Consider the following 24,119-nt stretch of genomic DNA (forward strand, 5'->3'; position numbering starts at 1 on the left):
ATAGTTGAGGATTCCGTGTCGGAGTTTTTCCGACATTCCCGGGGTGCGGGCACAACGGAATCGGCCGGCATGCGCGCGTGCTGCGCCGATGCTCGACAGTGCCGATGCCATGGTGAATAATCCGTCCATACCCCGCCCCGGCCGGACGTTGCCGGCGATGGACGTACTGGCCTGAAGCCAGCGTGCATCGCGCATGCACCAAGCCGGCGGCACCCATCGGGACCGCGAAGTCGGGAACAACGAGCCGAGCGCGGTCGGGGCAGAGTACGGCAGCCCTCGATTTTGCCTGATTTCCGTGGGATTTCCTCGCACTGCGTCAATTCTTGGTGGCCAACTTGCCCGCAGGAGCCGTGATATGCGCCTTCGCATGAGGCTGTTGCAAGTGCTGGTGGTGTGCGCAATGCACGTCGCGCCGGGGATGGTCGCCATCCCGGCAATTGCGGCAACGGTGGCAACGGCGGGGGCGGCGCAGAACACCGGTGGGAATGCGGCCGACGCGCCGCCCGGCCAGGTTGCCGCCAACGGTCCATCGAGCGGGGCCGCCGGCACCGACGCCCAGGACGGGGTCGAATTGCGCTTCATGGATCGGCCCGTGGCCACCTTTCGCGGCACGCTTGGCGGTGCCACCCCGGCGGTGCGAGCGGCGCGGGCGCGGTCCGTCCTCGAGCGTCTGCCGGCGCGGGCTTTCGATGCGCCGGTCGACGTGCTCCATGCATCGCTCGGCGGAATTTCGGGCGTCGCATTCCGGGTGCAGGACCGCATTCTTTTCGCGCTGACCACCGAAGACCTTGCCCCGGGCGATCCGCGCCCGCTGGATGCCGTCGCCGACGAGGTCCGGGGGCGCCTGCAGGTGGCCTTTGCTGCCCGACGCGAACAACTCCACTGGCCGACCATTCTGCGCGGCGTGGCGCTCAGCGCGCTCGGCGCAGTTGTGCTGGCGCTGCTCGTCATCGGGGTGGGCCGTACGCGCACTCGCCTCGAGACGCGCTTGCAGACGGCTTTCGAGAAGCGCGTCCTTCAACGCACCACCCGCAGCTTCGATTGGACGGGCTCGGCCGTCCACCTGGTGCATCAGGTCGTGCAGATCGGTGCGGTCTGCCTGGCACTGGCGTTCGCCTATCTCTATCTGATCTTCGTGCTGATGCAGTTCCCGGCGAGCCAGCCGCTGGCCGGGCGCCTGTCCGACTTTCTCTGGACCCTGGTCGATCGGTTCGGCCTCGGCGTGGCCGGCGCCGTCCCGGGGATCGTCACCGTCATCGTCATCTTCCTGCTCACGCGGGCGCTGCAAAGTCTGATCAACAATGTGTTCGATGCCGTGCAAAGTGGGCGTCTGACCATTCCCGGCATGCATCCCGAGACGGCCGGTGCAACGCGGCGCCTGGTGTCGGTCGTCGTGTGGGGACTGGCGCTGACCTTCGCCTACCCCTACATGCCGGGGGCGCAGAGCGACGTCTTCAAGGGACTTTCGGTCCTTCTGGGTCTCATGGTGACGCTGGGCTCGAGCGGCATCGTCAACCAATTGATGAGCGGCATGGTCGTGATATACAGCCGCGCGCTCAGGAAAGGGGATCTCGTCTCGATCGGCGACGCCACCGGCGTGGTCGTGGGCGTGGATGCCTTGTCGGTAAAGATCGTGAATCTGGCGAAAGAGGAATTGACGATTCCCAACGCGGTTGTCGTGGCGTCGACCGTGCGCAATTTCTCGGCGCAAGGGCGCGAGCGTGGCGCGGCGATCAGCACGACCCTCACGATCGGCTACGACACGCCCTGGCGCCAGGTTCACGCCATGCTGATCGAGGCGGCCGGGAAGACGCCTCAGGTCGTCTCTCAACCGGTCCCGTTCGTACTGCAACGCGCGTTGTCCGACTTCTACGTGGAGTACGAGGTCTTTGCGACCTTGCGGGATCCTTCCACCCGGTTCACGGCGATCTCGGCACTGCACGAGAACATCCAGGACGTTTTCAACCAGTACGGCGTGCAGATCATGTCGCCGCATTTCCAGTCGCAACCGGACTCGCCGCTGACGCTTCGCCCGGCCCAGTGGTACCCGGCGCCGGCGCAGGCACCGTCGCCGCCATCTGATGCGCCCGCATTGGAAGAAGGAGTTGGACATGCCCGCTAATTCATCGCCCGCGCGGCTCGCGCCGGCGGCTGATCTTGCCTCGATGAAGCCGACCGCGAGCGTGACCCGGTCGAAGGCGTCGTCTGCGCTCGCGGCGTCCGGCACGCCCGCACCGCCGGCGATGCCTTTCGAGGCGCGTGTTGCGGCGGGGCGCAAGCGCCGTGAGGCGACGCCTCGACGCAGCCACTCTCATCTGGGCAGCATCGATCGCGACCCCGTCGAGCTGTTGCGCATCAGCAGCGAGGGACGCGTCGCCGCGCTGGTCCCGTTGCGTTATGGCCGCATGCTGGCGTCGCCGTTCGCCTTCTTTAGGGGGAGCGCCATCGTGCAGGCACACGATCTTGCAGGCACCCCGAACAGCGGCCTGACCCTGCAGATCTGCGGGGACTGTCATCTGGCCAATTTTGGCGGGTTCGCCACGCCCGAGCGCACACTGATCTTCGATCTGAACGATTTCGACGAGACCGCTCGCGGGCCATGGGAATGGGATATCAAGCGACTGTGCGTCAGTCTGGTGCTCGCCGCGCGCCAGTTCGGTTTCGGTGACACGCTTGGCGTGGAGATGGTGCGCGCAGCCGTTGACAGCTACGCGAGGCGTTTGGACGAATACGCGCACATGCCGACCATCGCGCTGTGGCACGAGCAGGTCACTTTCGAGCGCATGCTCAATCTGGCGCAGTCCGAGCGTGTGCGCGAGGGCGTCAAACGGGGGATTGCCCGGGCGTCTGGCCGCACGCACGAGAATGTGCTTCCCAAGTTCGCACAGCAGATCGGCGACCAATGGCTGATTCGGGACACGCCGCCCACGGTGTTTCACGTGCACGGCGCTACGACCCTGTTCGGCCCCGAGGACGACTGGTTGGGGCTGGGCGACTGGCGTACGTTGTTTTCCCCCGTCTACCAGAGCTATTTGCGTTCGTTGCCGCCCGATCGCGCGAGCATGCTCGCGGCCTATACGCGGGAAGATCTCGCCTTCAAGGTCGTGGGGGTGGGCAGTGTGGGCACGAGATGCCTGGTGCTGCTCCTGATGGACACCCACGAGCAACCGCTCTTTCTCCAGTTCAAGGAGGCATCGAAATCCGTTGTCTCGCGCTTCTTCAAAGGCACGGCGTCAAGGCATGACGGGCGGCGCGTGGTGGAAGGGCAACGCCTCATGCAGGCGGCATCCGACGCATTTCTCGGATGGGGCAGCGGTCCGTTCGGGCGATCCATCTACGGGCGTCAGTTGCGCGACATGAAGATATCCGCGCAATTCGAACTCTTTCGCGCCGACGGCTTCCGCGAGTACGCCCGCCTTTGCGGCTGGGTGCTGGCGCGCGCGCACGCCAAGGCGGGTGGGTGCGCGGCGGAGCTGGTGGGATACGTCGGCAAGGGCGCTCGCCTGGGCGAGGCCCTGGTCCAATATTCGGCGGGATACGCGGACCAGGTCGAGCGCGATTACGACGTCTTTCGCAAGGCTTGCCGTGACGGCCGGCTCGAGGCGCGCACGGATGCCGACATGGCGGCCGACTTCACCGTGTGAGCGTCGGCGCACGGGGGCGTGCCGCGTGGGCACCCCGGCGTAATGATCGCCGGTCGCGACTACAGGAGACGATTGAAGCATGTCGATGCAACGATGGCGCAGGCGTATCGCACTGCAGGCACAGACGGCAGTGCGGTGGGTCTCGCGCACGCCCACACTGATCGTCTGGAGCGGTGTGGGCATTTCCGCACTGGTGACGGCCGTCGCGGTGGCGCTGCTCTACGAGGGCCGGCTGCTCGTACTCGCGCGCGCGGCCGATAATCAGCGCAGTATCGCCGCAGTGCTCGAACGCGATCTGGAACTGAACTTTCAGCTCTACGAGGCCTCGCTCGACGCGGTAGTGAATTTGCTCGCGCGCCGCGACGTCGACGCGCTGTCGCCCGCCCTGCGTCGCGAACTGATCTTCGAGCGCTCGCGCGCGTCGCGCTACATCGGCTCGCTGGTGGTGCTCGATTCTCGCGGCAACATCGTGATCGATGCGGAGAGCGAGGTGCCGCGGCCGTATAACTTCGCCGACCGCGATTACTTCACCGTGCCGCGCGACAACCCTGATGCGGGGTTGTACGTGAGCGGCTTCTTGCACTCGCGGCTTCAGGACGGGCGGCCGACGATGGTGCTCAGCCGCCGGCTCACCCGGCCCGACGGGTCGTTCGGCGGGGTGGTTTCGCTGGCGGTGGATATCCGCTATTTCCGGCAACTCTTCGATCACGTCGAAGTCGGCAAGGAAGGGGTGATCCTGTTGCTGGGCAAGGACGGCGCGATATTGATGCGCAAACCTTATGACGCCCGCGTGCTGGGCCTGACGATGGCGCAGACCGGTCGCTACGAAGCGCTGCCGCCCGGCAACGACGACCAGCGAATCTATCCCATCCGTTTCCTCGGGCGCGAGAGCCTGCTGTCGCGTCGCATGCTCGACAATGCACCGCTCACGCTGATTGTGGTCACGTCAAGCAACGAGGCGCTGGCGCCGTGGCACAAACGCGCCGTCGAATTCGGCGCGCTTTTCCTGGTGCTCAACGTGGGTTTCATCGTGACGTCGATCTTGCTGGCCGCCCAGTTGCGGCGGCGTTTGAGCGCCGAGCGCGAGTTGCGTCTGCTGGCGCGAACCGACGGGCTGACCGGCCTGTCGAACCGGCGCTCGCTCGACAGGATTCTTGCCGGCGAATGGCGGAAAATGCGCCGGGCGAAGCGCTCGATGGCAGTAGCATTCGTCGACATCGACTGGTTCAAGCGCTACAACGATACGCAGGGCCACCAGGCCGGCGACGTGGCCCTCGCCGCAGTGGCGGGCGCCATTGGGGCGGCGCTCAACCGACCGTCGGACGCGGCGGGGCGTTACGGCGGAGAAGAGTTCATCGCCGTACTGCCGGACACCGACGCCGCAGGCGCAGGGCGCGTTGCCGAAGCGATCCGGCGCTCGGTGGAACAACTGCATCTGACGCATGCCTCCAGCGACTTCGGGCACGTGACGGTAAGCGTCGGCGTTGCATGCCGCATGCCGCGAGGCAACGAAACCGTCGACGCGCTCGTCAAGGCGGCTGACGAAGCCCTTTATCGGGCCAAGGCAGCAGGACGAAATTGCATCGTCATGGCGCCGTCGGATGCGACACCGACACCGACACCGACACCGACACCGACACCGTCCGAAGCGAATTGAACCGGCGCGCCGCGGGCGAGGGAGGCGCCGCGCAACGCGGCGTCTGCGCCAACCTGTAGGAATTCTCCGATGTTGCACGACCGAAGCGAAGCGATTCGTTCGCACGTGCCTTCGGACTCATGCTCGGGCAAGACTTTTAATGGGTCTTGCAGCCCTTTGATTTTCAAGCGCTTTATCTGTCATGGCGGTGCGTGCGTTTCCTCGCGCTGGAACGTGCCAGCGTCCGCCTACACATCTTTCAGACTCCGCCGATTCGCTTGGGAAACCTGGCTATCTACAATCGATTTCAACAGGTTCGGATCCGAATGCAGAAGCACTTGCCGGGTCCCGGACAGCAGTCGAGGAGGATGTCATGGTGAAGCGTACGCGGGCAGTGCCGCCCTTGCCAGGCGAGGACGAGGGGGCGCAGCACCAGCAGCATGCCCTCACGCATGAAGATGGAGACGCCGAGACGCATGGTGCGCAGGCGTCGCCATTCGACAGCGAAAGCGAAGGGCAATCGCATGAGGCGCGCCAGTCCGTCGCCCGCGACGCGCAAATCGCCCACGCGCAGTCACAATCGGATCCCGCATGGTTGGGGGCGTCGCCTCCCAAGGCGGGCAAGGCGAAGCGAGAAGCCAGGGATTCGGCGGGCGGTCACGGGTATGCCCCGGAGATCGCTCATGGCGAGGAGAGCGGCTACGGGCCCGCGGATGCCGCACCGGGCGACCACCCGCGATTCGGGCGGCAAAGCGCATATGGTCCGCACGACGATTACGCGGGCACCGGGCGGGATGCCGCGGGCCAAGTACCGCCGGGTAGCAGCGCCTCGCAAGCACGCAGGATCGAATGGCCCGAGGGAACGGTGGGCGCCGACACGGCGCACCAGCATTCGAAAGCCGAACCTCGCTCGGCCGGACAGGCAACAGGGAGTCGGGGCCGTAGCGGTGGGCAAGGGTACGCGAGCGGGACGGCAGCAAAGGTATCCGGTGTGTCTGGAGCGCCGCAGCAGACGGCCCATGCATCGGTTCAGGCTCACTCGCGTGCCCCGTCGCCTGCCGACGCCGCCGTGCGGGATCAGGTACGTAGGGCCTTGCGCGACGCGCACGATCTCGACGTCTCGCACGTCGACGTGACGGTGACCTCGGGTCTGGCCCTGCTCACGGGCCACGTGCCCGAACGATGGATGCAGCACGTCGTGCAGACCGTGGTCTCGAAAGTGCCCGGCGTGCGCGCCGTGGACAACCAGTTGCACGAACGCCGGGGCAAGGCCATGAGCCGGCCGGGCGAGAGTCAGGAGGGTCACAAGATCTGACGCAGGCAACACCGCATTTGCTTTTTTCACTCAACTTCGGGAGGTCAACAATGAAACACGCCAATCTGCTCAAGCTCGTTATGGCCGGTGCGCTCGCAACAACCGGCATTGCCGCGCATGCTCTGGACCAGGGCGGGATCATCAAGATCGCCGACAACGCGACGGCAAGCGGTGCCATGAGCGATACCGGGCGCAAGATCGACGACGCGGCGCTGACCGCCAAGGTCAAGGCCGAACTGCTCGCCAAGAAGGATGTGCCATCGACCAAGGTCCACGTCACGACGCGCCATGGCGTGGTGCACCTGACCGGTTCGGTGCCGCAGTCGGCACAACGGACACTGGTCGTGGATACGGTCAAGGGCGTTGACGGTGTTGTCGACGTCAAGGACGACATCAAGGTTTCGGCCAAGTAATCGCACGCACCCCAAGTCGAAGGCGCGCGAGATCTCTCGATCCGTATGAGCTCGCGCGTCCCCAAATCGCTGGACGAAGGAGGAAATGATGACCATGCAATCCGGACGGGGGCAAACGCCCCAATCAGGCGCCCGCATCGTTGGAACTTCGCACAAGCTGCCCGATGGTCCGGGCCCGTCGGTGATGGCCGCCGACTCGCTCGATGCCGAAGACGTGGTGAACCCCGCCGGGGAGAGCCTCGGCAAGGTGAAGCACATCATGCTCGATGTGCAGCGCGGCACGGTTGCCTACGCCGTACTGTCGTTCGGGGGCTTTCTTGGCATGGGGGACAAGCTTTTCGCCATTCCCTGGCATGCGCTCCAGCTCGACGTCGAACACAAGCGGTTCATTCTCAATCTCGACAAGGAGGCGCTCAAGAAAGCGCCCGGATTCGACAAGGATCACTGGCCGAGCATGGCTGACATGCAGTGGGCCGAGCAGGTGCATACGTATTACACCGTCGACCCTTACTGGCATTGAGCGCAACGAGACATCGCGCATGCCGAGTCAATTCAAATTTTGCCGGCTGATGCAGGCCCCCCGCCTGTATGCACACTTACCCGAGCCTTATGACCCGGGCAAGCCGCCGGGGACGCCGCCGCCGAAGTCGCCGCCGGATGACGACGAGCCGACGCCGATGCCCCCGCCCGACAGACCGCTGGATCCGCCGGTCGAGGAGCCGCCCACGCGGCCTCCCGGCAAATATGTCTCCGAGGGCAGGCGCGATCGACGGACTAGCGCGGTGGTGCGTTTGCCTCACTGAGGTCGGATCGGCAAGGGAGGAAACCCATGCTTGGCACCATCCTGTTGATTGTCTTGATTCTTGCGTTAATCGGCGCGGTACCCGCCTGGCCGTATAGCCGCGGATGGGGCTACTACCCATCTGGCGGTATCGGGCTGATCGTGCTGATCGTCGTGTTGCTGGTGCTGCTGGGGCACATATGAGCGAACGCTGCGCCTCTGGAACGTGCGGCGCCTGACATCGGGTCCGTATTTTCGGCGGACGCGAAGCATGCAAGGCGATTAGCGCCTTGGGATCACATGTGCAAGGAGGAACGTCATGCCTTATCGACAGACTCATGAACTGCCCGCAAGCGTCAAGGACCATTTGCCGTCTCACGCGCAGGAAATCTATTTGAAGGCATTCAATTCGGCTTGGGACGAATACAAGGACCCCGGCGAGAGACGGGGCCATGAATCGCGTGAGGAAACGGCTCACAAGGTGGCGTGGACCGCTGTGAAAAAAACGTACGAGAAGGACGACAAGTCCGGTCGGTGGCACGCGAAGAAGCACCACCACTGACGCTCGGGCCATCGCATGGCACGACGACCTGCGTGCGCCGCCATTCGTAGGCTTCGCAGACCCCCAATACGATTGCATCCGGTTCCCGCAACCGGAGCGCAACCGTAGCTTGCCGGCCCACCCACTGGGCCGGTTTTTTTGTGGGTGAATGCTGCGATGCGACAATATTTGTGCGGAAATGAATGAAATCCGCAGAATTTGTGAGGTTTTGGTAATGCTGCGTTGCACGGCAGTCCCTGCAGGCGTTGATGCGTTGACGTACAATCGGCGTCCTCGAACGGGGTGACGACATGACGTCGCCCCGATGCTGCTTCCCGTGTCGTTATCGACCGCCTGACCGGCCTCGCGCCGGCAGCCATCGCCGAATCTCAATGAGCACCCCCCAAGTTCTGTCCGCCGACGCGGTTGAGGCCTTGCCGCCGCCGTCCATTCCTGTCTGGTTGTCATTTGTCGCGCTCGCCATGGGCGGGTTCGGCATCGGCACGGGTGAGTTCGTGATCATGGGCTTGTTGCCCGACGTCGCCCACGGGCTCGAAATTTCCATCCCGCAGGCGGGACATGCCATCAGCACCTATGCGCTCGGGGTGGTAATCGGTGCCCCGTTGCTCGCGGTACTGGGGGTGCGGTTGCCCCGCCGGGCCTTCCTGATCGCGCTCATGGCGATGTTTGCCGTGGGTAATCTGGCCAGCGCGCTGGCGCCGAACTACGTGTCGCTCATTGTGTTGCGCTTCCTGAGTGGCCTGCCGCATGGCACCTATTTCGGTGTGGCGGCTCTGGTGGGTGCATCGCTCGTGCCGCCGCACCGGCGTGTACACGCCGTGGGACAGGTTATGCTCGGGCTCACGTTGGCAACGCTTTTTGGTGTGCCGCTGGCTGCCGGCCTCGGACAATGGTTGGGTTGGCGGGCGGCGTTCGTGCTCGTTGGCGTGATCGGCGCCGTGACGGCCGTGATGGTCTGGCGATGGGTGCCGAACGCCCCAGCGCCGCATGGCGCCAGCCCGCTACGCGAGCTGAGCGCACTACGAAGCTCGCAAGTCTGGCTCACGCTCGGGATTGGCGCAATCGGCTTCGGCGGCATGTTCGCCGTCTTCAGCTACATCAAGCCGACGCTCATGCAGGTCGCGGGAGTGCCTGAAACCTGGGTGCCTTTCTATCTGGCCTTGTTTGGCGTCGGCATGGTCGCCGGTACGGTGATCGGCCCGCGGCTGGTCGCCGCAGCGACGCTGATGCGCGCCATCGGCGGCACGCTCGTCTGGTCTGCGCTGCTGCTTGCGGCGTTCACCTTCACTTCGGCGAGCCCATGGCTGGCCGGCGTCAACGTGCTCGCGATCGGCACGATCATCATCATCGGGCCGGCGCTGCAGATTCGCCTGATGGATGTCGCGGGGGAGGCCCAGACGCTCGCGGCGGCGCTCAACCATTCGGCGTTCAACATGGCCAACGCCGCCGGCGCATGGCTCGGCGGCGTGGCGATTTCGGCCGGTTACGGCTGGACGTCGACGGGCTGGGTCGGCGCCTTGCTGTCCTGTGCCGGCATGCTCATGTTCTTCTGGGCGCGCCACGACGCACGGCGGAAGTTGCGGTAGCAAAGACTTTGCATTGCCAGCGTTGCAATGAACGCCAGCGGATACGCCCACCAGATGCCCGGCAACCCGGCGATCCGCTCGAACATCACGGCTGCCGGCACCTCGACGCCCAGCAGCCCGAGGGCGCCGAGCAACATCGGCACCCAAACCTTGCCGCTGGCGCGCATCGCCCCCGTCAGGACGGCTGTCATCCCCATGACCAGCACGCTCCAGGCCACCGTATGGAGCAGGCGCGTGGCGAGAGCGAGCACCGCCGGATCGGTCAGGAAGCCACCCATGATCGTCGGTGCCGCCAGATAGACCAGCGCGACCAGGCTGCCCGTGAGTCCCAGATTGCACAGCATGCCCGCGCGAACGATCGCGTCGACGCGATCACCTCGGCCTGCGCCGATTGCATGCGCGCCAAGAATCGATGCCGTGATGCCCAGCGACATGACCGGCAACTGCAGCCAGCCAAGCACCTGGGTGACGGCGCCATAAGCGGCGGTCGCGTTAGCGCCGTGGCGGTTGATCATGCCGAGCAACAGCATCTCGGCGACGGCCATCGTCAGCATTTGCATGGCCGTTGGCACGCCGATGCGTAGAATGCCCCGCGCCAGCGCGGGATGCCATTTCATGTGGCGCCAGAATTTGGCCGCCAGCGCCAGCGGGTGGTCTTTGCGACGCCAGTAAGCGGCCATCCAGAGCAGCGCAATCCCGAACGCGAGCAAGGTTGAGGCGGCGGCGCTGGTCGCACCCAACGGCGGCAGCGGCCCCCATCCGAAAATGAACGCCGGCGTGAGAATCAGCGACAGCAGCGTGGCGACGAGCAGGGCGAAGAGCGGCGAAATGGCGTCGCCGGTACCGCGACTCATCGACGTCGTGAGCCATAGCGCGAAAACCACGGGCATGCCGATGAACATCCATCGGGCGTAATCGGTTGCCGCGTCGAATACGCGAGCGGGTGTGCCCAGGGCGTGCATGATGGGTGTCGCGAGCAGGCCACCAAGCACGCTGACGGCAACGCCCGCAGCCAACATCATCATCAGCGCAGTACTCGCGATGTTGCGCGCGCGAACCACGTCGCGCGCCCCCCAGGCCTGCCCGATCATCACGGTGGCGCCGGCCGACAGACCGATCACGATCGCCAGCAAAAAGAAAAAGACGGGAAAGAATGCCGAGACCGCGGCGATGGCATCGGTGCCGATCAGATGGCCGAGATAGACGCCGTCGACGGTACCCGCCAGGGACTGTAGCGCGTTGGTCATCATCATCGGCAGGGCAATCAGTAGCCAGGTGCGCCAAAGCGGGCGGGGTGGGGAAGCAAGCGGTGGTGTCATGATGTGGCGATCCTGGATCGTGGGGGATGGGGAGAAGCGGCGCGAGGCCGTGTGCCAAACGACAGGCAAAGCGAGGCCCGTCCGGTGCGGCGGTCCGCCGGTGCATGGGGTGTTCGGATCAGTGGGGCGGTCGTTGACCGGCGCACCGGCGATCAGACCGCGGACGCCGGGGTCACGTCGTCATACGGCGCGACGATGGCTGAGGCTACGCGACGTCGTCTGCCAGATCGTCCGTGGACGCCAGTCGCAGCAGATGGCTGCGAACGTCATCGGGCCACGCCGCAATCCGCATGCCGAACGCATCGAGATCGTGCGCGAAGAGCGCGCGTGAAGCCTCTTCGAACTCCGGCAGATCTCCGGCCATTGTGGACATAAAGCTGTAGGTCCGCTCTTGTGCTCGTCGGCGCAGGTCGCGCCCGGCATGTTGGCGACGCGCTTCGTCGACAAGCTTGCGCAGCGCGACCGAGGCACCGCCCGGTTGCTCGGCCAACCAGTCCCAGTGTCGCGGCAGCAGCGTGACTTCGCGCGCGACCACACCAAGCTTTGGGCGGCCGCGTCCCTTGGCGGGCGCGTCCTCCGGAGGCGGCGCGGCGTCGCGCGGCGCCGGGTAGCGTGCGCGAATGTCGGCAGCGGTGCCGCGCACGTCAACATCGCGCGTATCGCCGGTGCGATCGTCGAAAATCAATACGCTGGCGTGCGGGTCGGCGATTAGCGCCTGCTGGCAGGCGATGGCGGCATCGGCGAGCGACCCCGACGCAATACGACGCGAGTCGCGAAAGACGGTAAATCCGAGCGAAGCAGAGGGCACGGCAGACTCCGGTAACGATAGCGTGAATGTCGATACCGACGAATATTACCCGGATGTTATTTGATTTGCAATATTACCCGGATAATATTTTGTGATCTTGTTTTGGCGCGGCACACAATGGTTGGTTCATGCGGTAAGGGCGACGCCGCCGTGCAGGCGCTCGAGCACCGTCGCGCGTACGGCGGCAGGTGCGTTTTCCAGCAATGCCGGCCACTTTTCCTGGGCGTCGCGTACCGTTTCGCGGGCGATCGCCGTCAGCCGGCTTACGCGAAGCAGGCCGGCGCCTTTGAGCAAACCGTCGAGCGCTGTCCAGTCGAAAGCCCGCAGGGTCTTATCGATGGCCCGATTCACGCCGTAGTGCGATTCGGGCACGTCATGGAAGAAGGCGGCAACGCATACGGGATCGTAGACGGGGGCCAATTGAGGCGTATGGGCGTCGGGATATGTCAATGCCCAGTTCTTGAGGTGGGCATCGGTATTGCCGATCAGAATGAAGGCGATCAGGCGTCGCAGGCATTCGCGCACGTCGCGAACGGGTTGTGCGGACAACTGGTCGAGCACCCGCAGCATCGTCGTGTAGTCGACGTTCAGGCCACGTCCGTATTTGCTGCGCGGCGGGTATTGCAGTACCTGGGCGAACTCTTCCATGTGCACACGCCGCCCGTCGGCCAGACGGTCGAAACGCGGCACGGCGAGGATGTGCTCGAACGGCACTTGCTCCGGCAACTCTGCGTCGCGCCGAGAGACGATCTCGGCCTTGGCGCAGTCCAGTCCGAGGGCTTCGCAGAGCTGATACCCCGTGTACTCGTTCTCCACGAGATCGGGATGGCGTGACGTCGGCAACTTGAGGATCACCGATCCCGCGCGACCGTGGCGCTTCACGACATAGCGCCGTCCGTCGCGAATCGCCGAGAACTTCGTCACGACGCCAGGCAACGACGCGGCATCTTCCACCGGCGTGTCCACGAATCCGGGCTCGACCATTTCGAGGCCGAGCGCCGTGTGCCACCGATGCACGACGTCGGGCACACCTTCGCGCTCCGGGACTGGCTCGACTTCGAGCGCGCCCATCAGATCGTGGCCGGCGGCCGCCAGCAATTCGAATTCGTCGTCGGGGGCGCAACGGCGCTCCGCGGCGAGCCGTTCCCGATTGTGACCTTCGGGCAGCAGGTTCTCGAAATACACGGGCCAGCGGCCGTCGGTGCGCACCAGGCGAGCATCATGCGGTGACGCCAGAATCTCGCGCGTGGCAGTTTCATTGGTTCCGCGATAGGCGAGCGAGAGCGTCGGCCGTTGAGCGTCGGCAATATAGTCTTCATCGAACGACATGCGCAGAATGTCGCCATATTGGGACAGATAGCCGATCGCGCGGCGCGTGCCGTCGGGCATGTAAAGGTAGGCGCGCAGATACTTGATGTTCATGGGCGAGAAGTCCGATGCGGGGCCTCGGGTCAGCCGGCGAGCGTCTCGACAATGGAGGGTGGGGCGGACACGCCACTCGGCTGGGCGAGGTATTTGCCGCCGGAGCGCAGAAAAGCCTCAACTTCCTGACGCAGGGCGGCGGGCACGAGCATGGGTTCGAGGCCGAGCGCGCGAGCCATCTCCAGAACGGTGGACACGCGGGGATCCAGAGCGCCGGACTCCACTTTCTGCACGGTCATGCGCGACAGACCGGCCTGCTCGGCCAACTCTGCCTGCGTGAGCGCGGCAGCCTTCCGAGCCGCAATCAACGGTTCGATAAAGCTCATGATGGTTAGCATTGTCTTGAAAATGATGCTTTATCTTAGCATCAATTTTCTTGTTCGTCGCAAAAAAGATAATATTCATTATCTTTTATAAACGGAAGCTAATCATAGCGATCTTTACTCGTGATTCGCGCGAATCTTGCCTCGCGACGCTTTCACGCGCGAGCGCACCTGCTTGGCATCGCGGCGGCGCACCTGGCTGGCGAGCGTGGGGCGGGTTGGGACGCGGCGCCGCGGTGGAATAGCCGCGGCGTCCACCAGTGCCTGAAGGCGCGCGAGCGCGTCGGCCCGGTTCAGTTCCTGCGACCGGTGCTGCTGGGCCTTGATGACGATGACTCCTTCCTGCGTGATGCGTTGATCGAGCCGGGAAAGCAGGCGCGACTTGACGTCGTCTGGCAGGGACGAACGCATGACGTCGAAGCGAAGGTGAATGGCGCTGGAGACCTTGTTGACATTCTGGCCGCCCGCGCCCTGAGCGCGCATGGCCGTGAGTTCAACGTCTTCGGGCGCGATGAGAATGCGACGGTTCATGTGGCAAGGATAACGTTCTCGCCGCAGTCGGTACAAGCGGCATCGCGTGATTCTCCGTGCGGTTGAAGTGAGATAAGGGGAAAAAGCGAGAAGGGGGCCTCCAAATCATGAAAAATAATTCGGATGACAAACTTTCAGGATGTTATCAATCATCCGAATGGATTAATAATTGCTTGAATGTCGAAGGTTTTTTTGTGGCCGGATATATATAGCATCCGAAAAATCCAGAATCGACTGTTCTCGCCGTTGCGAAAGCGTTTGATGTGTATCAAATGATGATGTTTTTATTGATTCAGAATCAATGATTTGTCGGACGACTTCGTGATATTTGCGGGACCGCCCCGGCGCTGGAAGCAATACTGGTATTCTGCATGCAACTTAAAATGATGTTGCGACCTTGAATTATTTTGTTACTATCGGATGAGGGCGTAAGGATTGTTTTTTTGGTTGTATGTTGTGAATTTTGCTTTGGACAATTAACTAAAGTTAAATAAGAAGTTCATGATCGAATGAATTGATAACAAGAGGACATTCCATGAAGCTCACGCAAGCGATGATTCTGGCCGGTCTGCTGTCGTTGGGAACGTTGGCGCACGCACAGGAGCCTGCGCACCCCGCGCCTATCGTCGCGGGCGGCGTTGTCGAGTTTCGCACCACGCTGCTCGGCGTCGATACCAAGAAGCGCACCATTCAGGTCGCGGACGACCGTGGCAAGCCGGTGACCTTCATCGTCGGCCCGGACGTGAAAAACTTCGAGCAGATGCGAAAGGGCGACAAGGTTATCGTGGCCTATGAGCGCTCTGTGGCCATTTCCGTCTCGCCTGGCAACGACGGAATTCGCAGTCGCGTCCTGACCGAAGGCGCTAACCGCGCGGCGTCGGGGCAGCGACCGGGCGCCGACGCCGCGCGCCATCTGACGGTGGTGGCCACGGTTCAGAAGATCGACCGAAAGGCGAACGTCATCACGGTGCGAGGCCCCTCGCGCACCGTGGATGTGGCCGTTGAGGATCCCAAGCTGCTGGAAGGCGTGAAAGTGGGCGATACCGTGACGGTGAACTACACCGAGGCCGTTGCCGTGGCCGTCACGCAAGCCCCGGACGCCAAGCGCAAGTGGGTGCCGCCAGTTCCGGCATCGGCGCCGAAGCCCTGAGCGATCCTCGCCGGGCACCCCTACGGCATTGGGTGAATGCCGTTGCTGTTATGGTCGTTTTGCTGGCATCGCCACTCGGGGTGCCCAGGGACCTCACGGCGTCTGACGCGCGATGGGAGTCGGCATACCTGCGGCATCTTGCCCCTGCGACGGTAGGGGAACGTCGGCTGCGGGCGCTCCCGTCCCGCGACCCGTGGCGATCGAAAAGCCGAAGGTATTGAGACCTTCGGTGCTGCGCGCCCAGACGGTGCCGCCATGCATCTCCGCGATGGCCTTGACGATCGCCAACCCCAGGCCGTGGTTCTCGCGGCTATTCGTGCGCGACGGCTCCGCCCGGTAGAAGCGATCGAATAAGTGCCGAAGCACCTCGCGGGAAATCGGCGTCCCGGGGTTGACCACTTCGATGCGCACCTCGCCGGCGGGGTCGTTTCCGGCGGCGAGCGGTGCGATGTAGACGTCGATATTCGCCCCGGGCAAGCAGTGTTCGATGGCGTTCATGACCAGATTGGCCAGCGCACGTCCGAACAGCGCCTTGTTGACCTGCGCATACGCCGAACCATGCAAGCGCGCGGTGACCCGCGCCTCTTCCAGCGGGATTTCGAGAAATTCCAGGGTATGGGCAGCTTCGCTTGCCAGCGACAGCCCGGTGAGCCCGGTGGCGCGCTCGCCTTGGTCGGCGCGAGAGAGGAAAAGCATGTCATTGATGATCGTGCGCATGCGCCCGAGCTCTTCCAGGTTGGATTGCAGCAGCGCGCGAAGGTCCTCGACCGGCCGCTCGCGCGTGAGCGCGACTTCGGTCTGGCCGATCAGGATGGTGACCGGCGTACGCAGTTCGTGGGCCACGTCGGCGTTGAACGACTCCAGGCGCTCGTATGCGCTGTCGAGGCGAGCCAGCGCGCCGTTGAACGAGAGGGCGAGATCGTTGAGTTCCACAGGCAGGGAGCGCGTGTCGAGTCGCTGTGACCGATTGTCGGGGCGAATTTCGGAGGCTTCGCGCGTGAGCCGGGTCAGTGGCGCGAGCCCGAGTCTCGTGACCGAATAGCTGAGGATCAGCACCGCCAGGCTGCCGAGCGCCGATAGTGCGGCCAGCCCCAGCCCGAAGGCGCGCAGCGTGCGCTCATTGGGCGAATAGCTGGCGGCCACCTGTAGTGTGACGGCGGGGCGAGTGCCGTACGGCGGCAAAATTTCGCGCGTGGTGAGCAGGTCGTCGCCCCCCTCGTCAGGCCGCAGCCGCACGTAGCCGTTTGACAGCCGCTTGACGAACATCCCGACGATCGGCGTGCCAAAGGTGTACTTGGGGTCGTCGCTCGTCACGGCATAAGTGGTGGTGCCGTCGCGCGGTGTCATGTCGCTCAGCTTCTCGCGAACCAATTGCCACTTCTCGGGCGTGCTGCCGTGATAGACAATGATGTGGGCGATCTGGGCCCGGTCGTCGAGCGACTCGCGCAGGTGCCGCTCGAGCTGGATGCGCAGCATCACGTAGAGGGCGGCACCCACCAGGGCGAACACCGACAGCGCGACCACGGCGAACATGGTGGCGAGGCGGCGCGAGATCGAATGTTTCCCCATGAGGCGCGATGCGTTGGGCGTGTCCGGGCGCGTGGCGCTCAGGCCTCGCGCACCTCCAGTACGTACCCCATGCCGCGCACCGTGTGCAGCAGTTTGGTCTGGAACGGACCGTCGAGTTTGGCGCGCAAGCGTTTGATCGCGGTTTCCACCACGTTCGTGTGGCTGTCGAAATTCACGTCCCAGACCAGTTCGGTGATGGCTGTCTTGGACAAAATGTCGCCCTGACGGCGTGCCAGGACCGAAAGCAACTGGAATTCCTTGGCCGTGAGATCGAGCCGCTGGCCCTCGCGCGAGGCGCGCCGGCCGATCAGGTCGACATAGAGGTCCCCGACCGAGATCAGCGTCGACTCCTGTGCACGGGTGCGGCGTGCCAGTGCACGGAGGCGCTCCACGAGCTCGATGAAGGAGAACGGCTTGGTGAGGTAGTCGTCCGCGCCTTCACGCAGGCCGCGCACGCGATCGTTCACATGATCGCGCGCCGTGAGCATGATGACCGGCGTGGACTTGCGCTCGCGAAGCGAGCCGAGCACGGCGAAGCCGTCGCGCTTGGGAAGCATGACGTCGAGCACGATCACGTCGTAGTCGAACTCGAGCGCCAGATGCGTGCCTTCCTCGCCATCGAGCGCCACGTCGACCACCCACCCTTGCTCGGTCAGCCCCGTGCGCAGGTAGTCCACGACCTTGTGTTCGTCTTCAACGATCAGTACTTTCATTTCGTCACCTCATCTTTGCGCATTATACGAGTCAGAGGATGGGGCCGATGGTAGCCAGCCGCCGCCAAGTGCCTTGACGAGCGCCACTGACATCACCAACTGCTGCGCGCGAATCTGGACGTCCTGACGCTCGCTCGCGAGCAGCGCCTGTTGCGCCGTGATCACGCTCAGATAGGCGGTGAGGCCGCCCGAATAGCGATCGTTCGCCAGGTGCAGGAGCCGCTGGGCGTCGACCACGGCGGCCCGGGACTCGCGCGCGGCGGCGTCGAGCACCGACAATCCGCTTACCCCGTCCTGCACTTGCTCGAATGCGGTAAGCACGATTTGGCGGTAGTTGGCCTCGACCGCACGGTAGCCCGCGCTGGCGTAATCGACCCCCGCCTGACGGCGGCCGCCATCGAAGATCGCCTGCGTGGCCATCGTCCCCAGCGTCCACAGCAGACTCGGCGCCGAGAGCAGGTTGGCGAACTCCGTGCTTTGCCAGCCGATGCCCGGATTGAGCGTCAGGCTGGGGAAGAACGCCGCTTTTGCCACGCCGATCTGCGCGTTCGCGGCGGCCATGCTGCGCTCGGCCGACGCCACGTCCGGGCGCCGCTGCAGCACGTCGCTCGGCACGCCGAGCGGAATCGGCGGCAGCGACGCCGGCAGCGTCCCCGCCGGAACGGAGAATGCAGGCGCTGGCACGCCGACGAGCGCGGCAATCGCGTGCTCGTACTGGTCGCGCTGCTGATGAAGCAACCTGGCCTGCACGCGCGTTGCGTCGAGCTGCGATTTTTGCTGGAGAACGTCCAGTCCCGAGACCGCCCCCAGATCGTGCTGCGCGCCCACGTAATCGAGCGCGCGTTGCTGCAACGCCACCGATTCGTCGAGCACCCTGATCTCGGCATCGAGCCCGCGCAACTGGAAATAGGCACTCGCCAGTTGCGTCGTGAGGACCAACCTGGCATTGGCGAGATCATCGCCCGCCTGTTCGGCGGTCGCCTGTGCGCCTTCAACCTGACGGCGGATTCGTCCGAAGAGATCGGTATCGTATGACACGCCAAGGCCGAGCTGCATGTTGTTCTGCACCGTCGACATGCTTGCCGACGAGTAACTCGTGAGCGGACGGTTTGCCGAAATGCGCTGTCGCGCCAGTCCGACAGATGCGTCGACCTCGGGGAGACGCTGGGCGGAAACGCCCGCCAACGCGGCCTGCGCCTGATCGTAGTGCGCCACGGCAGCGGCGAGCGTCTGGTTGCGCGAAAGTGCTTGCGTCTCGAGCGCGTCGAGCGCGGGTTCGTCGAACGCCTTCCACCAGTCGGGCTGCAACGGTGCGTGCGACGGCTGCGCGAGTCGCCAGAATCCGTCGGTCTTCCAGCTGGGCGGGGCAGCAACGTCGGGCCGATGGTATTCGGGACCGACCGCACACCCCGCGAGCACCGCCGCGGCGGCGAGCACCGATGCGCCTGACCGAAGGCAGGCCAATCGTCTCGATTGTCCCGGCCGCCTGGCGAGGTGCGTGCCGGGGATCACGATTTGCCTCCCTGCGACGTGCCCGACGCCTTGCCGCCGGTCGCCGCCTTGACGGCCAGCGCCTTGGCCACCACGTGGTCGCCGTCGTCGATCGAGTCGCTCGGGTTGACAATGACGCGATCGGTGGCCGACACGCCGTCGGCGAGTTCCAGCGTCTGTCCGAGGTCCCGCGCAATCACGATCTTGCTCAGATGCACGATGCCACGATCGTCCACGACCGCCACGCGCGGGCCTTCCGCGCGAAACAGCAACGCATTGGCGGGCACGCTCAGATGCGCCTGCGTGGTATTGGGCAACGCCAGTTGCACGTAGGCGCCAGGGCGCAATTCGCCGTTGGGGTTGGGCAGCGCCGCTTCGATTTGCAGCGAGCGCGTCGCGACGTCGATCGCTCCGGAAACGTGGGTAATTCTGCCGTGGAAATGCCGGCCGGACAGTTCGGCCTGCGTGACTACCACAGGCTGGCCGACCGCCACGTTTTGCGCATAGGCCTGCGGCACCTGGACGTAGACCCGAAGGGGGTCCGTCTGCGCCAGCGAGAACAGGGCGCGGCTGTTGCCGCTGCCGGCATCGACGAGATCGCCGACATCGACGTTGCGCTGCGTGATCACGCCATCGAACGGCGCCACGATCCGCTTGAACGATTCGAGCTGCTGCAGCCGCTTGACGTTGGCGTCGGCCGCCGCGAGATTCGCCACCCCTTGCGTGTAGGCGCTTTGGCGCTCGTCGAGTTCCTGCTGGGAGACGGCATCGCGCTGGCGCAGTTGCTGCCATCGTTCCAGCGACGATTTCGCGAGCCCCAGGCTGGCGTTGATCTGGTTGCGCTGGGCGATGGACTGGGCGAGCTCCTGGTCGATTTCCGGGGTGTCGAGATCGGCCAGCAACTGCCCCGACTTCACGCGCGCGCCAATGTCGACATAGCGGTGGAGCAAATACCCGGTCGCCCGGGCGTAAATCGGCGACTCGACGGCGCCGCGCAGCGTTGCGGGCAGCACGGTCTCGCTCGCGGCGCTGGCCTGCGGCGTGACGACGCTCACGTACTGTCTGGCGTTTTCCAGCGTGGCGCTGGCCACGGCCCGGCGCTGCAGCACGTTGGCGACGATCGTGCGCGCGGCACCTGCGGCAAGCAGCAGCGCCACGACGATCAGCACGATCTTCGCGCGGCGGAATTCACCCTGGCGCGGCGGAATCTGTCGGCCGTCGGCGGGGTCGTGGTCCGGAATGGCCAGTTCGGCGTGATGTTTCTCGGTCATGTCGTTCAACCCGTCAATGCTTTGTCATCTGGTAGGCGAGGTGTCGATCGTTGCGCGATCGGCGCTCAGGTGGCGCCGTCGTCGCCATCGCGGGCGCCGCGGTCAGTCCCCGCGTCTGTCGCGGACCCGCTTGAGCCAGCGGGTTCGGTGGGGCGGCCTTGCGCCGCTCGCCGTGCCTTGCGCCGGATGAGCCGGGTGTGCACGCCCGCAAAGACCAGCGGCACGAAGCACAGCGTGGAGACCGTGGCGAACAGCAGGCCGCCGATCACGGCCCGGCCCAGCGGCGCATTCTGTTCGGCGCCTTCGCCCAGCCCAAGCGCCATCGGCACCATGCCGATGATCATGGCCAGTGCCGTCATCAGCACCGGTCTGATCCGGCTCGCGCCAGCTTCGAGTGCGGCCCTGAGCGGCACCATGCCGGCCTCCATCCGTTGCCGCGCGAAGGCGACCACGAGAATGCTGTTGGCCGTGGCCACGCCCATCGTCATGATGGCGCCGGTGAGCGCGGGCACTGAAAGTCGCGTGCCCGTGAGAAAGAGCATCCAGACGATACCGGCGAGGGCGGCGGGCAGGGCGCTCACGATGATGAGCGGATCGACCCACGACTGGAAGTTCACCACGATCAGCAGATAGACGAGCACGATGGCCATCGCCACGCCCAAGCCCAGCCCGAAATAAGAACTTTGCATGGTGCTGACCTGACCGCGCACCACGATCTGGCTGCCGCGCGGCAGATCCTTGCGCGCCTGGGTCACCAGCTTGTCGATGTCGCGCGCCACGCTCCCGAGATCGCGGCCTTCCACGCTCACGAAAATGTCGACGACCGGGCGGATGTTGTAGTGGCTGACCACGGCGAACCGCTGTTGCGGCTGAACTTGCACGAAGTTGGCGAGCAGTTGGGGCTGGCCGTTGTTGCCGGTGCCGGCGACCGGCAGGCGCAGCAGGTCGTCGATGGAACTGATGCGGTACTGCGGCGACTGCACGGACAGGCTGTACTCGACGCCGTTCTGGGGGTTGAACCAGAAGCCCGGCGACGTTTGCGAGCTGCCCGAGAGCGAGATCAGCACGTTCTGGGCCACGGCATTGGCGTTCAGGTTCAGTTGCTGCAAGCGGGTGCGGTCCATGTCCAGGTGCAGCGCCGGGGCGTTGATCCGTTGTTGGATGTGCGCGTCGACCGTGCCGGGCACCAGGCGGACCTGCTTGAGCAACTTCGTTGCGACCCCGAAGTTCGCCAGTTGCTGGTTGCCGCTGATCTGGATGTCGATGGCGGCGGGCAGGCCAAAATTGAGAATCTGCGTGACGACGTCGGCAGGTTGAAAAAAGAACTCCACGCCCGGAAAGCGTTGCGGCAGGATTGCGCGCAATTTGTCGATGTAGGTCGCGCTGGGATGGTGGCCGGGCTTGAGCGCGATCTGGATCTCGCCGTCGAGGGTCCCGATGGTTCCGGCGTTGCTGTACGACAGGTTGATCCCGCTGTACGGCAGGCCGAGGTTGTCCAGAATCGTCTCCAGCTCGTTAGCCGGTACGACCTCGCGAACGACATTCTCGACCTCGTCTGCCAGCCGCGCCGTTTCCTCGATGCGGGTCCCCGTCGGCGCTCGCATGTGCATCCGGATGTTGCCGGCGTCCACCGACGGGAAGAAGTCCGAGCCGAGGACGAACACCAGCCCCATCGAGAGCACGCAAAACGCCAGGAAACCCGTGGCGAACACCCGGCGGCGCACGAGCAGGGTCGAGAGTACCGAGATGTAAGCGCCGCGCATGCGCTCGAACGCGGCATCGAAGCGCTGATGCAGGCGGCGGAAGGCGCCGGGCCGGGCGTTTGGTTCGGGCTGGTGCGCGTGTCCCATGAGCAGCATGGCCAGCGTGGGCACCAGCGTGCGCGACAGGATGTACGACGCGAGCATGGCGAACACCACCGCTTCGGCAAGCGGCACGAACAGGTATCGCGCCACGCCCGTGAGGAAGAACATCGGCACGAACACGATGCAGATACAGAGTGTCGAGACGAGCGCCGGCACGGCGATTTCGCCGGCGCCTTCAAGAATGGCCTCATGCAAGGGCGTGCCCATGTGCAGGTGGCGCTCGATGTTCTCGATGGTGACGGTCGCGTCATCGACGAGAATCCCGACGGCCAGCGCCAGCCCGCCCAGCGTCATGATGTTGATGGTCTGCCCGAGAGCATGCAGGGCCAGCAACGACGAGAGGATCGACAGCGGGATCGAGATTGCGATGATGCACGTACTGCGCCAGTTGCCCAGAAACAGCAGGATCATGGCCGCCGTGAGCGCGGCGGCGATCAACGCCTCGTGAATCACGCCTTGCACGGCCGCCTTCACGAAGACCGACTGATCGAACAGTGCGGAGATGTGCAGATCTTCCGGCAAGGCCGCGCGTGCTTCTGGCAACAGGGCCTTGAGCGAGTCGACCACCGAGAGCGTCGAGGCGTCGCCGGTCTTCATCACGGAGATCAGTACGCCGCGCTGGCCGTTCTGGCGAACGATGTTGGTCTGCGGCGAGAAGCCGGTGCGGACGTGGGCGACTTCGCGCAGATAGGTCGTCGCGCCGTTGACCGTGCGCACCGGAATGTTGTTTAGCCCTTCAACCGTTGGCGGAGAGCCGTTCATGTCGACCGTGTACTCGCGCGGACCGATCTTGGCCGTGCCGGTGGGCAGGATCAGGTTCTGCGCATTGACGGCGGCCACCACGTCCTGCGCCGTCAGCCCCTTCGCGAGCAGGGCTCGCGAGTCGATGTCGACCGAGATCAGGCGGGTCTTGCCGCCATACGGGTACGGCACGGCCGCACCGGGAATCGTCACCAGCTGAGGGCGCAGGAAGTTCAGCGCCGTGTCGTTGAGCGCGGGCTCCGACAGGCTGGGGCTCGACAGGCCGAGCTGCATCACCGGGATGGACGACGCCGAGTAACTGATGATGAGCGGCGGTGTCGCGCCAGGGGGCATTTGCTTGACCTGCGCCTGCTCGACAGCCACGACCTGAGCGAGGGCAGTCTGGAAATTGGCGGTCGGTTGCAGAAAGATCTTGATGATCCCGATGCCGGGCAGCGACTGCGATTCGATGTGCTCGATGTTGTTGACGGTGGTTGTGAGTCCGCGTTCGTTGCCGGAGATCATCCGATCGGCGATGTCCTGGGCGGACAGGCCGTTATAGGTCCAGATGACGCTGATCACCGGAATATTGATCTCCGGGAGCACGTCGACCGGGGTGCGCATGAGCGCGAGTGGGGTGGCGAGCAGAATCAGAATGGCCATCACGATGAACGTGTATGGCCGTTTGAGCGCAACGTTGACAATCCACATGGTTCAAACGCGCTCGGGCGCAGTCGCAAGCGTAAGGACAAGGGTCGACCGGCGCGCGCGATGTAGCGCCGCACCGGTGCGGGAACGGAACGCTGCCATGTTAGGGGCGTCGCCCCAACGCCAAAATGGCGCGAAAATGGCGAAATTGACAGAATTGCCGCGTGTTGGTGCAAAGCCTTGTCGCATAAGGCTTCGCACCACGATATATCGACGGCGGTGGCGTATTACGGTGTGTTGCGTGATAAAGTTGACGTACTGAAAGTCGCCG

Annotated in this window: 20 protein-coding genes; 10 read left to right on the plus strand and 10 right to left on the minus strand. The window is 64.6% G+C overall.

Going from position 1 to position 24,119, the window contains the following annotated elements; translation table 11 throughout:
* The first annotated feature begins 355 nt into the window (after positions 1-355).
* The 9 genes from PMO31116_RS00430 to PMO31116_RS00470 all read left to right on the plus strand — a co-directional run bounded on the left by PMO31116_RS00430 (position 356) and on the right by PMO31116_RS00470 (position 9,937).
* On the plus strand, positions 356-2,122 hold the full coding sequence (locus tag PMO31116_RS00430) for a mechanosensitive ion channel family protein (RefSeq protein ID WP_174970668.1): 1,767 nt from the start codon (positions 356-358) through the stop codon (positions 2,120-2,122).
* Positions 2,112-3,644 carry a DUF2252 domain-containing protein gene (locus PMO31116_RS00435; protein WP_425494749.1) on the plus strand — a complete coding sequence of 511 codons (1,533 nt, stop codon included), beginning with the start codon at positions 2,112-2,114 and terminating at the stop codon, positions 3,642-3,644. The genes PMO31116_RS00430 and PMO31116_RS00435 overlap by 11 nt, the downstream gene beginning before the upstream one ends.
* 79 nt (positions 3,645-3,723) lie before the next feature.
* A complete protein-coding gene (locus PMO31116_RS00440; RefSeq protein WP_150564969.1) occupies positions 3,724-5,301 on the plus strand; it encodes a sensor domain-containing diguanylate cyclase in 1,578 nt (525 codons plus the stop codon).
* Positions 5,302-5,653: 352 nt separating this feature from the next.
* Positions 5,654-6,595: a BON domain-containing protein gene (locus PMO31116_RS00445; protein ID WP_174970671.1), complete on the plus strand. Its 942-nt coding sequence runs from the start codon at positions 5,654-5,656 to the stop codon at positions 6,593-6,595.
* 50 nt (positions 6,596-6,645) lie between these two features.
* Positions 6,646-7,008, plus strand: a complete 363-nt coding sequence (locus PMO31116_RS00450; RefSeq protein WP_174970674.1) for a BON domain-containing protein — start codon at positions 6,646-6,648, stop codon at positions 7,006-7,008.
* 85 nt (positions 7,009-7,093) lie between these two features.
* The gene (locus PMO31116_RS00455; protein ID WP_425494750.1) at positions 7,094-7,528 is read left to right on the plus strand and encodes a PRC-barrel domain-containing protein; all 435 of its coding nucleotides are present in this window, start codon (positions 7,094-7,096) and stop codon (positions 7,526-7,528) included.
* 309 nt (positions 7,529-7,837) lie between these two features.
* The gene (locus PMO31116_RS00460; protein WP_150564972.1) at positions 7,838-7,993 is read left to right on the plus strand and encodes a DUF3309 family protein; all 156 of its coding nucleotides are present in this window, start codon (positions 7,838-7,840) and stop codon (positions 7,991-7,993) included.
* Positions 7,994-8,108: 115 nt separating this feature from the next.
* Entirely contained in the window at positions 8,109-8,351 is a 243-nt protein-coding gene (locus PMO31116_RS00465) for a ChaB family protein (RefSeq protein WP_150564973.1), read from the plus strand.
* A 371-nt stretch (positions 8,352-8,722) separates the two neighbouring features.
* Positions 8,723-9,937 (plus strand): MFS transporter, encoded by a 1,215-nt coding sequence (locus tag PMO31116_RS00470; RefSeq protein ID WP_150564974.1) that lies wholly within the window; start codon positions 8,723-8,725, stop codon positions 9,935-9,937.
* Here the strand turns inward: PMO31116_RS00470 and PMO31116_RS00475 are convergent.
* From PMO31116_RS00475 to arfB, 5 genes are all read right to left on the minus strand, one after another.
* Complete coding sequence (locus tag PMO31116_RS00475) at positions 9,835-11,256, minus strand: MATE family efflux transporter (protein ID WP_150564975.1); 1,422 nt, start codon at positions 11,254-11,256, stop codon at positions 9,835-9,837. The two genes, PMO31116_RS00470 and PMO31116_RS00475, sit on opposite strands and share 103 nt — an antisense overlap.
* 205 nt (positions 11,257-11,461) lie before the next feature.
* Positions 11,462-12,064, minus strand: coding sequence for a DUF2239 family protein (locus PMO31116_RS00480; protein WP_150564976.1), 603 nt, complete (start codon positions 12,062-12,064; stop codon positions 11,462-11,464).
* A gap of 126 nt (positions 12,065-12,190) precedes the next feature.
* Positions 12,191-13,486 (minus strand): type II toxin-antitoxin system HipA family toxin, encoded by a 1,296-nt coding sequence (locus PMO31116_RS00485; protein ID WP_150564977.1) that lies wholly within the window; start codon positions 13,484-13,486, stop codon positions 12,191-12,193.
* A 29-nt stretch (positions 13,487-13,515) separates the two neighbouring features.
* Positions 13,516-13,812 carry a helix-turn-helix transcriptional regulator gene (locus tag PMO31116_RS00490; protein ID WP_150564978.1) on the minus strand — a complete coding sequence of 99 codons (297 nt, stop codon included), beginning with the start codon at positions 13,810-13,812 and terminating at the stop codon, positions 13,516-13,518.
* Between the two features lie 114 nt (positions 13,813-13,926).
* Complete coding sequence (arfB, locus tag PMO31116_RS00495) at positions 13,927-14,340, minus strand: alternative ribosome rescue aminoacyl-tRNA hydrolase ArfB (protein WP_150564979.1); 414 nt, start codon at positions 14,338-14,340, stop codon at positions 13,927-13,929.
* Positions 14,341-14,875: 535 nt separating this feature from the next.
* Between arfB and PMO31116_RS00500 the strand changes: the two genes are divergently transcribed.
* Positions 14,876-15,490 carry a copper-binding protein gene (locus tag PMO31116_RS00500; RefSeq protein ID WP_150564980.1) on the plus strand — a complete coding sequence of 205 codons (615 nt, stop codon included), beginning with the start codon at positions 14,876-14,878 and terminating at the stop codon, positions 15,488-15,490.
* 93 nt (positions 15,491-15,583) lie between these two features.
* Here the strand turns inward: PMO31116_RS00500 and PMO31116_RS00505 are convergent, their stop codons facing one another.
* The 5 genes from PMO31116_RS00505 to PMO31116_RS00525 all read right to left on the minus strand — a co-directional run bounded on the left by PMO31116_RS00505 (position 15,584) and on the right by PMO31116_RS00525 (position 23,851).
* Entirely contained in the window at positions 15,584-17,059 is a 1,476-nt protein-coding gene (locus PMO31116_RS00505; protein ID WP_150564981.1) for a heavy metal sensor histidine kinase, read from the minus strand.
* 38 nt (positions 17,060-17,097) lie between these two features.
* Positions 17,098-17,772: a heavy metal response regulator transcription factor gene (locus PMO31116_RS00510; RefSeq protein ID WP_150564982.1), complete on the minus strand. Its 675-nt coding sequence runs from the start codon at positions 17,770-17,772 to the stop codon at positions 17,098-17,100.
* A gap of 9 nt (positions 17,773-17,781) precedes the next feature.
* Positions 17,782-19,209, minus strand: coding sequence for an efflux transporter outer membrane subunit (locus PMO31116_RS00515; RefSeq protein WP_246185084.1), 1,428 nt, complete (start codon positions 19,207-19,209; stop codon positions 17,782-17,784).
* A gap of 71 nt (positions 19,210-19,280) precedes the next feature.
* Positions 19,281-20,534, minus strand: coding sequence for an efflux RND transporter periplasmic adaptor subunit (locus PMO31116_RS00520; protein WP_150564983.1), 1,254 nt, complete (start codon positions 20,532-20,534; stop codon positions 19,281-19,283).
* Positions 20,535-20,599: 65 nt separating this feature from the next.
* The gene (locus tag PMO31116_RS00525; protein ID WP_246185085.1) at positions 20,600-23,851 is read right to left on the minus strand and encodes an efflux RND transporter permease subunit; all 3,252 of its coding nucleotides are present in this window, start codon (positions 23,849-23,851) and stop codon (positions 20,600-20,602) included.
* Positions 23,852-24,119 lie beyond the last annotated feature (268 nt).

It is taken from the genome of Pandoraea morbifera, from assembly GCF_902459575.1.
Taxonomy (GTDB): domain Bacteria; phylum Pseudomonadota; class Gammaproteobacteria; order Burkholderiales; family Burkholderiaceae; genus Pandoraea; species Pandoraea morbifera.

Coding starts and splice junctions, on each gene's coding strand:
- PMO31116_RS00430 (WP_174970668.1), top strand. CDS start 356: ATGCGCCTTCGCATGAGGCTGTTGCAAGTGCTGGTGGTGTGCGCAATG.
- PMO31116_RS00435 (WP_425494749.1), top strand. CDS start 2,112: ATGCCCGCTAATTCATCGCCCGCGCGGCTCGCGCCGGCGGCTGATCTT.
- PMO31116_RS00440 (WP_150564969.1), top strand. CDS start 3,724: ATGTCGATGCAACGATGGCGCAGGCGTATCGCACTGCAGGCACAGACG.
- PMO31116_RS00445 (WP_174970671.1), top strand. CDS start 5,654: ATGGTGAAGCGTACGCGGGCAGTGCCGCCCTTGCCAGGCGAGGACGAG.
- PMO31116_RS00450 (WP_174970674.1), top strand. CDS start 6,646: ATGAAACACGCCAATCTGCTCAAGCTCGTTATGGCCGGTGCGCTCGCA.
- PMO31116_RS00455 (WP_425494750.1), top strand. CDS start 7,094: ATGATGACCATGCAATCCGGACGGGGGCAAACGCCCCAATCAGGCGCC.
- PMO31116_RS00460 (WP_150564972.1), top strand. CDS start 7,838: ATGCTTGGCACCATCCTGTTGATTGTCTTGATTCTTGCGTTAATCGGC.
- PMO31116_RS00465 (WP_150564973.1), top strand. CDS start 8,109: ATGCCTTATCGACAGACTCATGAACTGCCCGCAAGCGTCAAGGACCAT.
- PMO31116_RS00470 (WP_150564974.1), top strand. CDS start 8,723: ATGAGCACCCCCCAAGTTCTGTCCGCCGACGCGGTTGAGGCCTTGCCG.
- PMO31116_RS00475 (WP_150564975.1), bottom strand. CDS start 11,256: ATGACACCACCGCTTGCTTCCCCACCCCGCCCGCTTTGGCGCACCTGG.
- PMO31116_RS00485 (WP_150564977.1), bottom strand. CDS start 13,486: ATGAACATCAAGTATCTGCGCGCCTACCTTTACATGCCCGACGGCACG.
- PMO31116_RS00490 (WP_150564978.1), bottom strand. CDS start 13,812: ATGAGCTTTATCGAACCGTTGATTGCGGCTCGGAAGGCTGCCGCGCTC.
- arfB (WP_150564979.1), bottom strand. CDS start 14,340: ATGAACCGTCGCATTCTCATCGCGCCCGAAGACGTTGAACTCACGGCC.
- PMO31116_RS00500 (WP_150564980.1), top strand. CDS start 14,876: ATGAAGCTCACGCAAGCGATGATTCTGGCCGGTCTGCTGTCGTTGGGA.
- PMO31116_RS00505 (WP_150564981.1), bottom strand. CDS start 17,059: ATGGGGAAACATTCGATCTCGCGCCGCCTCGCCACCATGTTCGCCGTG.
- PMO31116_RS00510 (WP_150564982.1), bottom strand. CDS start 17,772: ATGAAAGTACTGATCGTTGAAGACGAACACAAGGTCGTGGACTACCTG.
- PMO31116_RS00520 (WP_150564983.1), bottom strand. CDS start 20,534: ATGACCGAGAAACATCACGCCGAACTGGCCATTCCGGACCACGACCCC.
- PMO31116_RS00525 (WP_246185085.1), bottom strand. CDS start 23,851: ATGTGGATTGTCAACGTTGCGCTCAAACGGCCATACACGTTCATCGTG.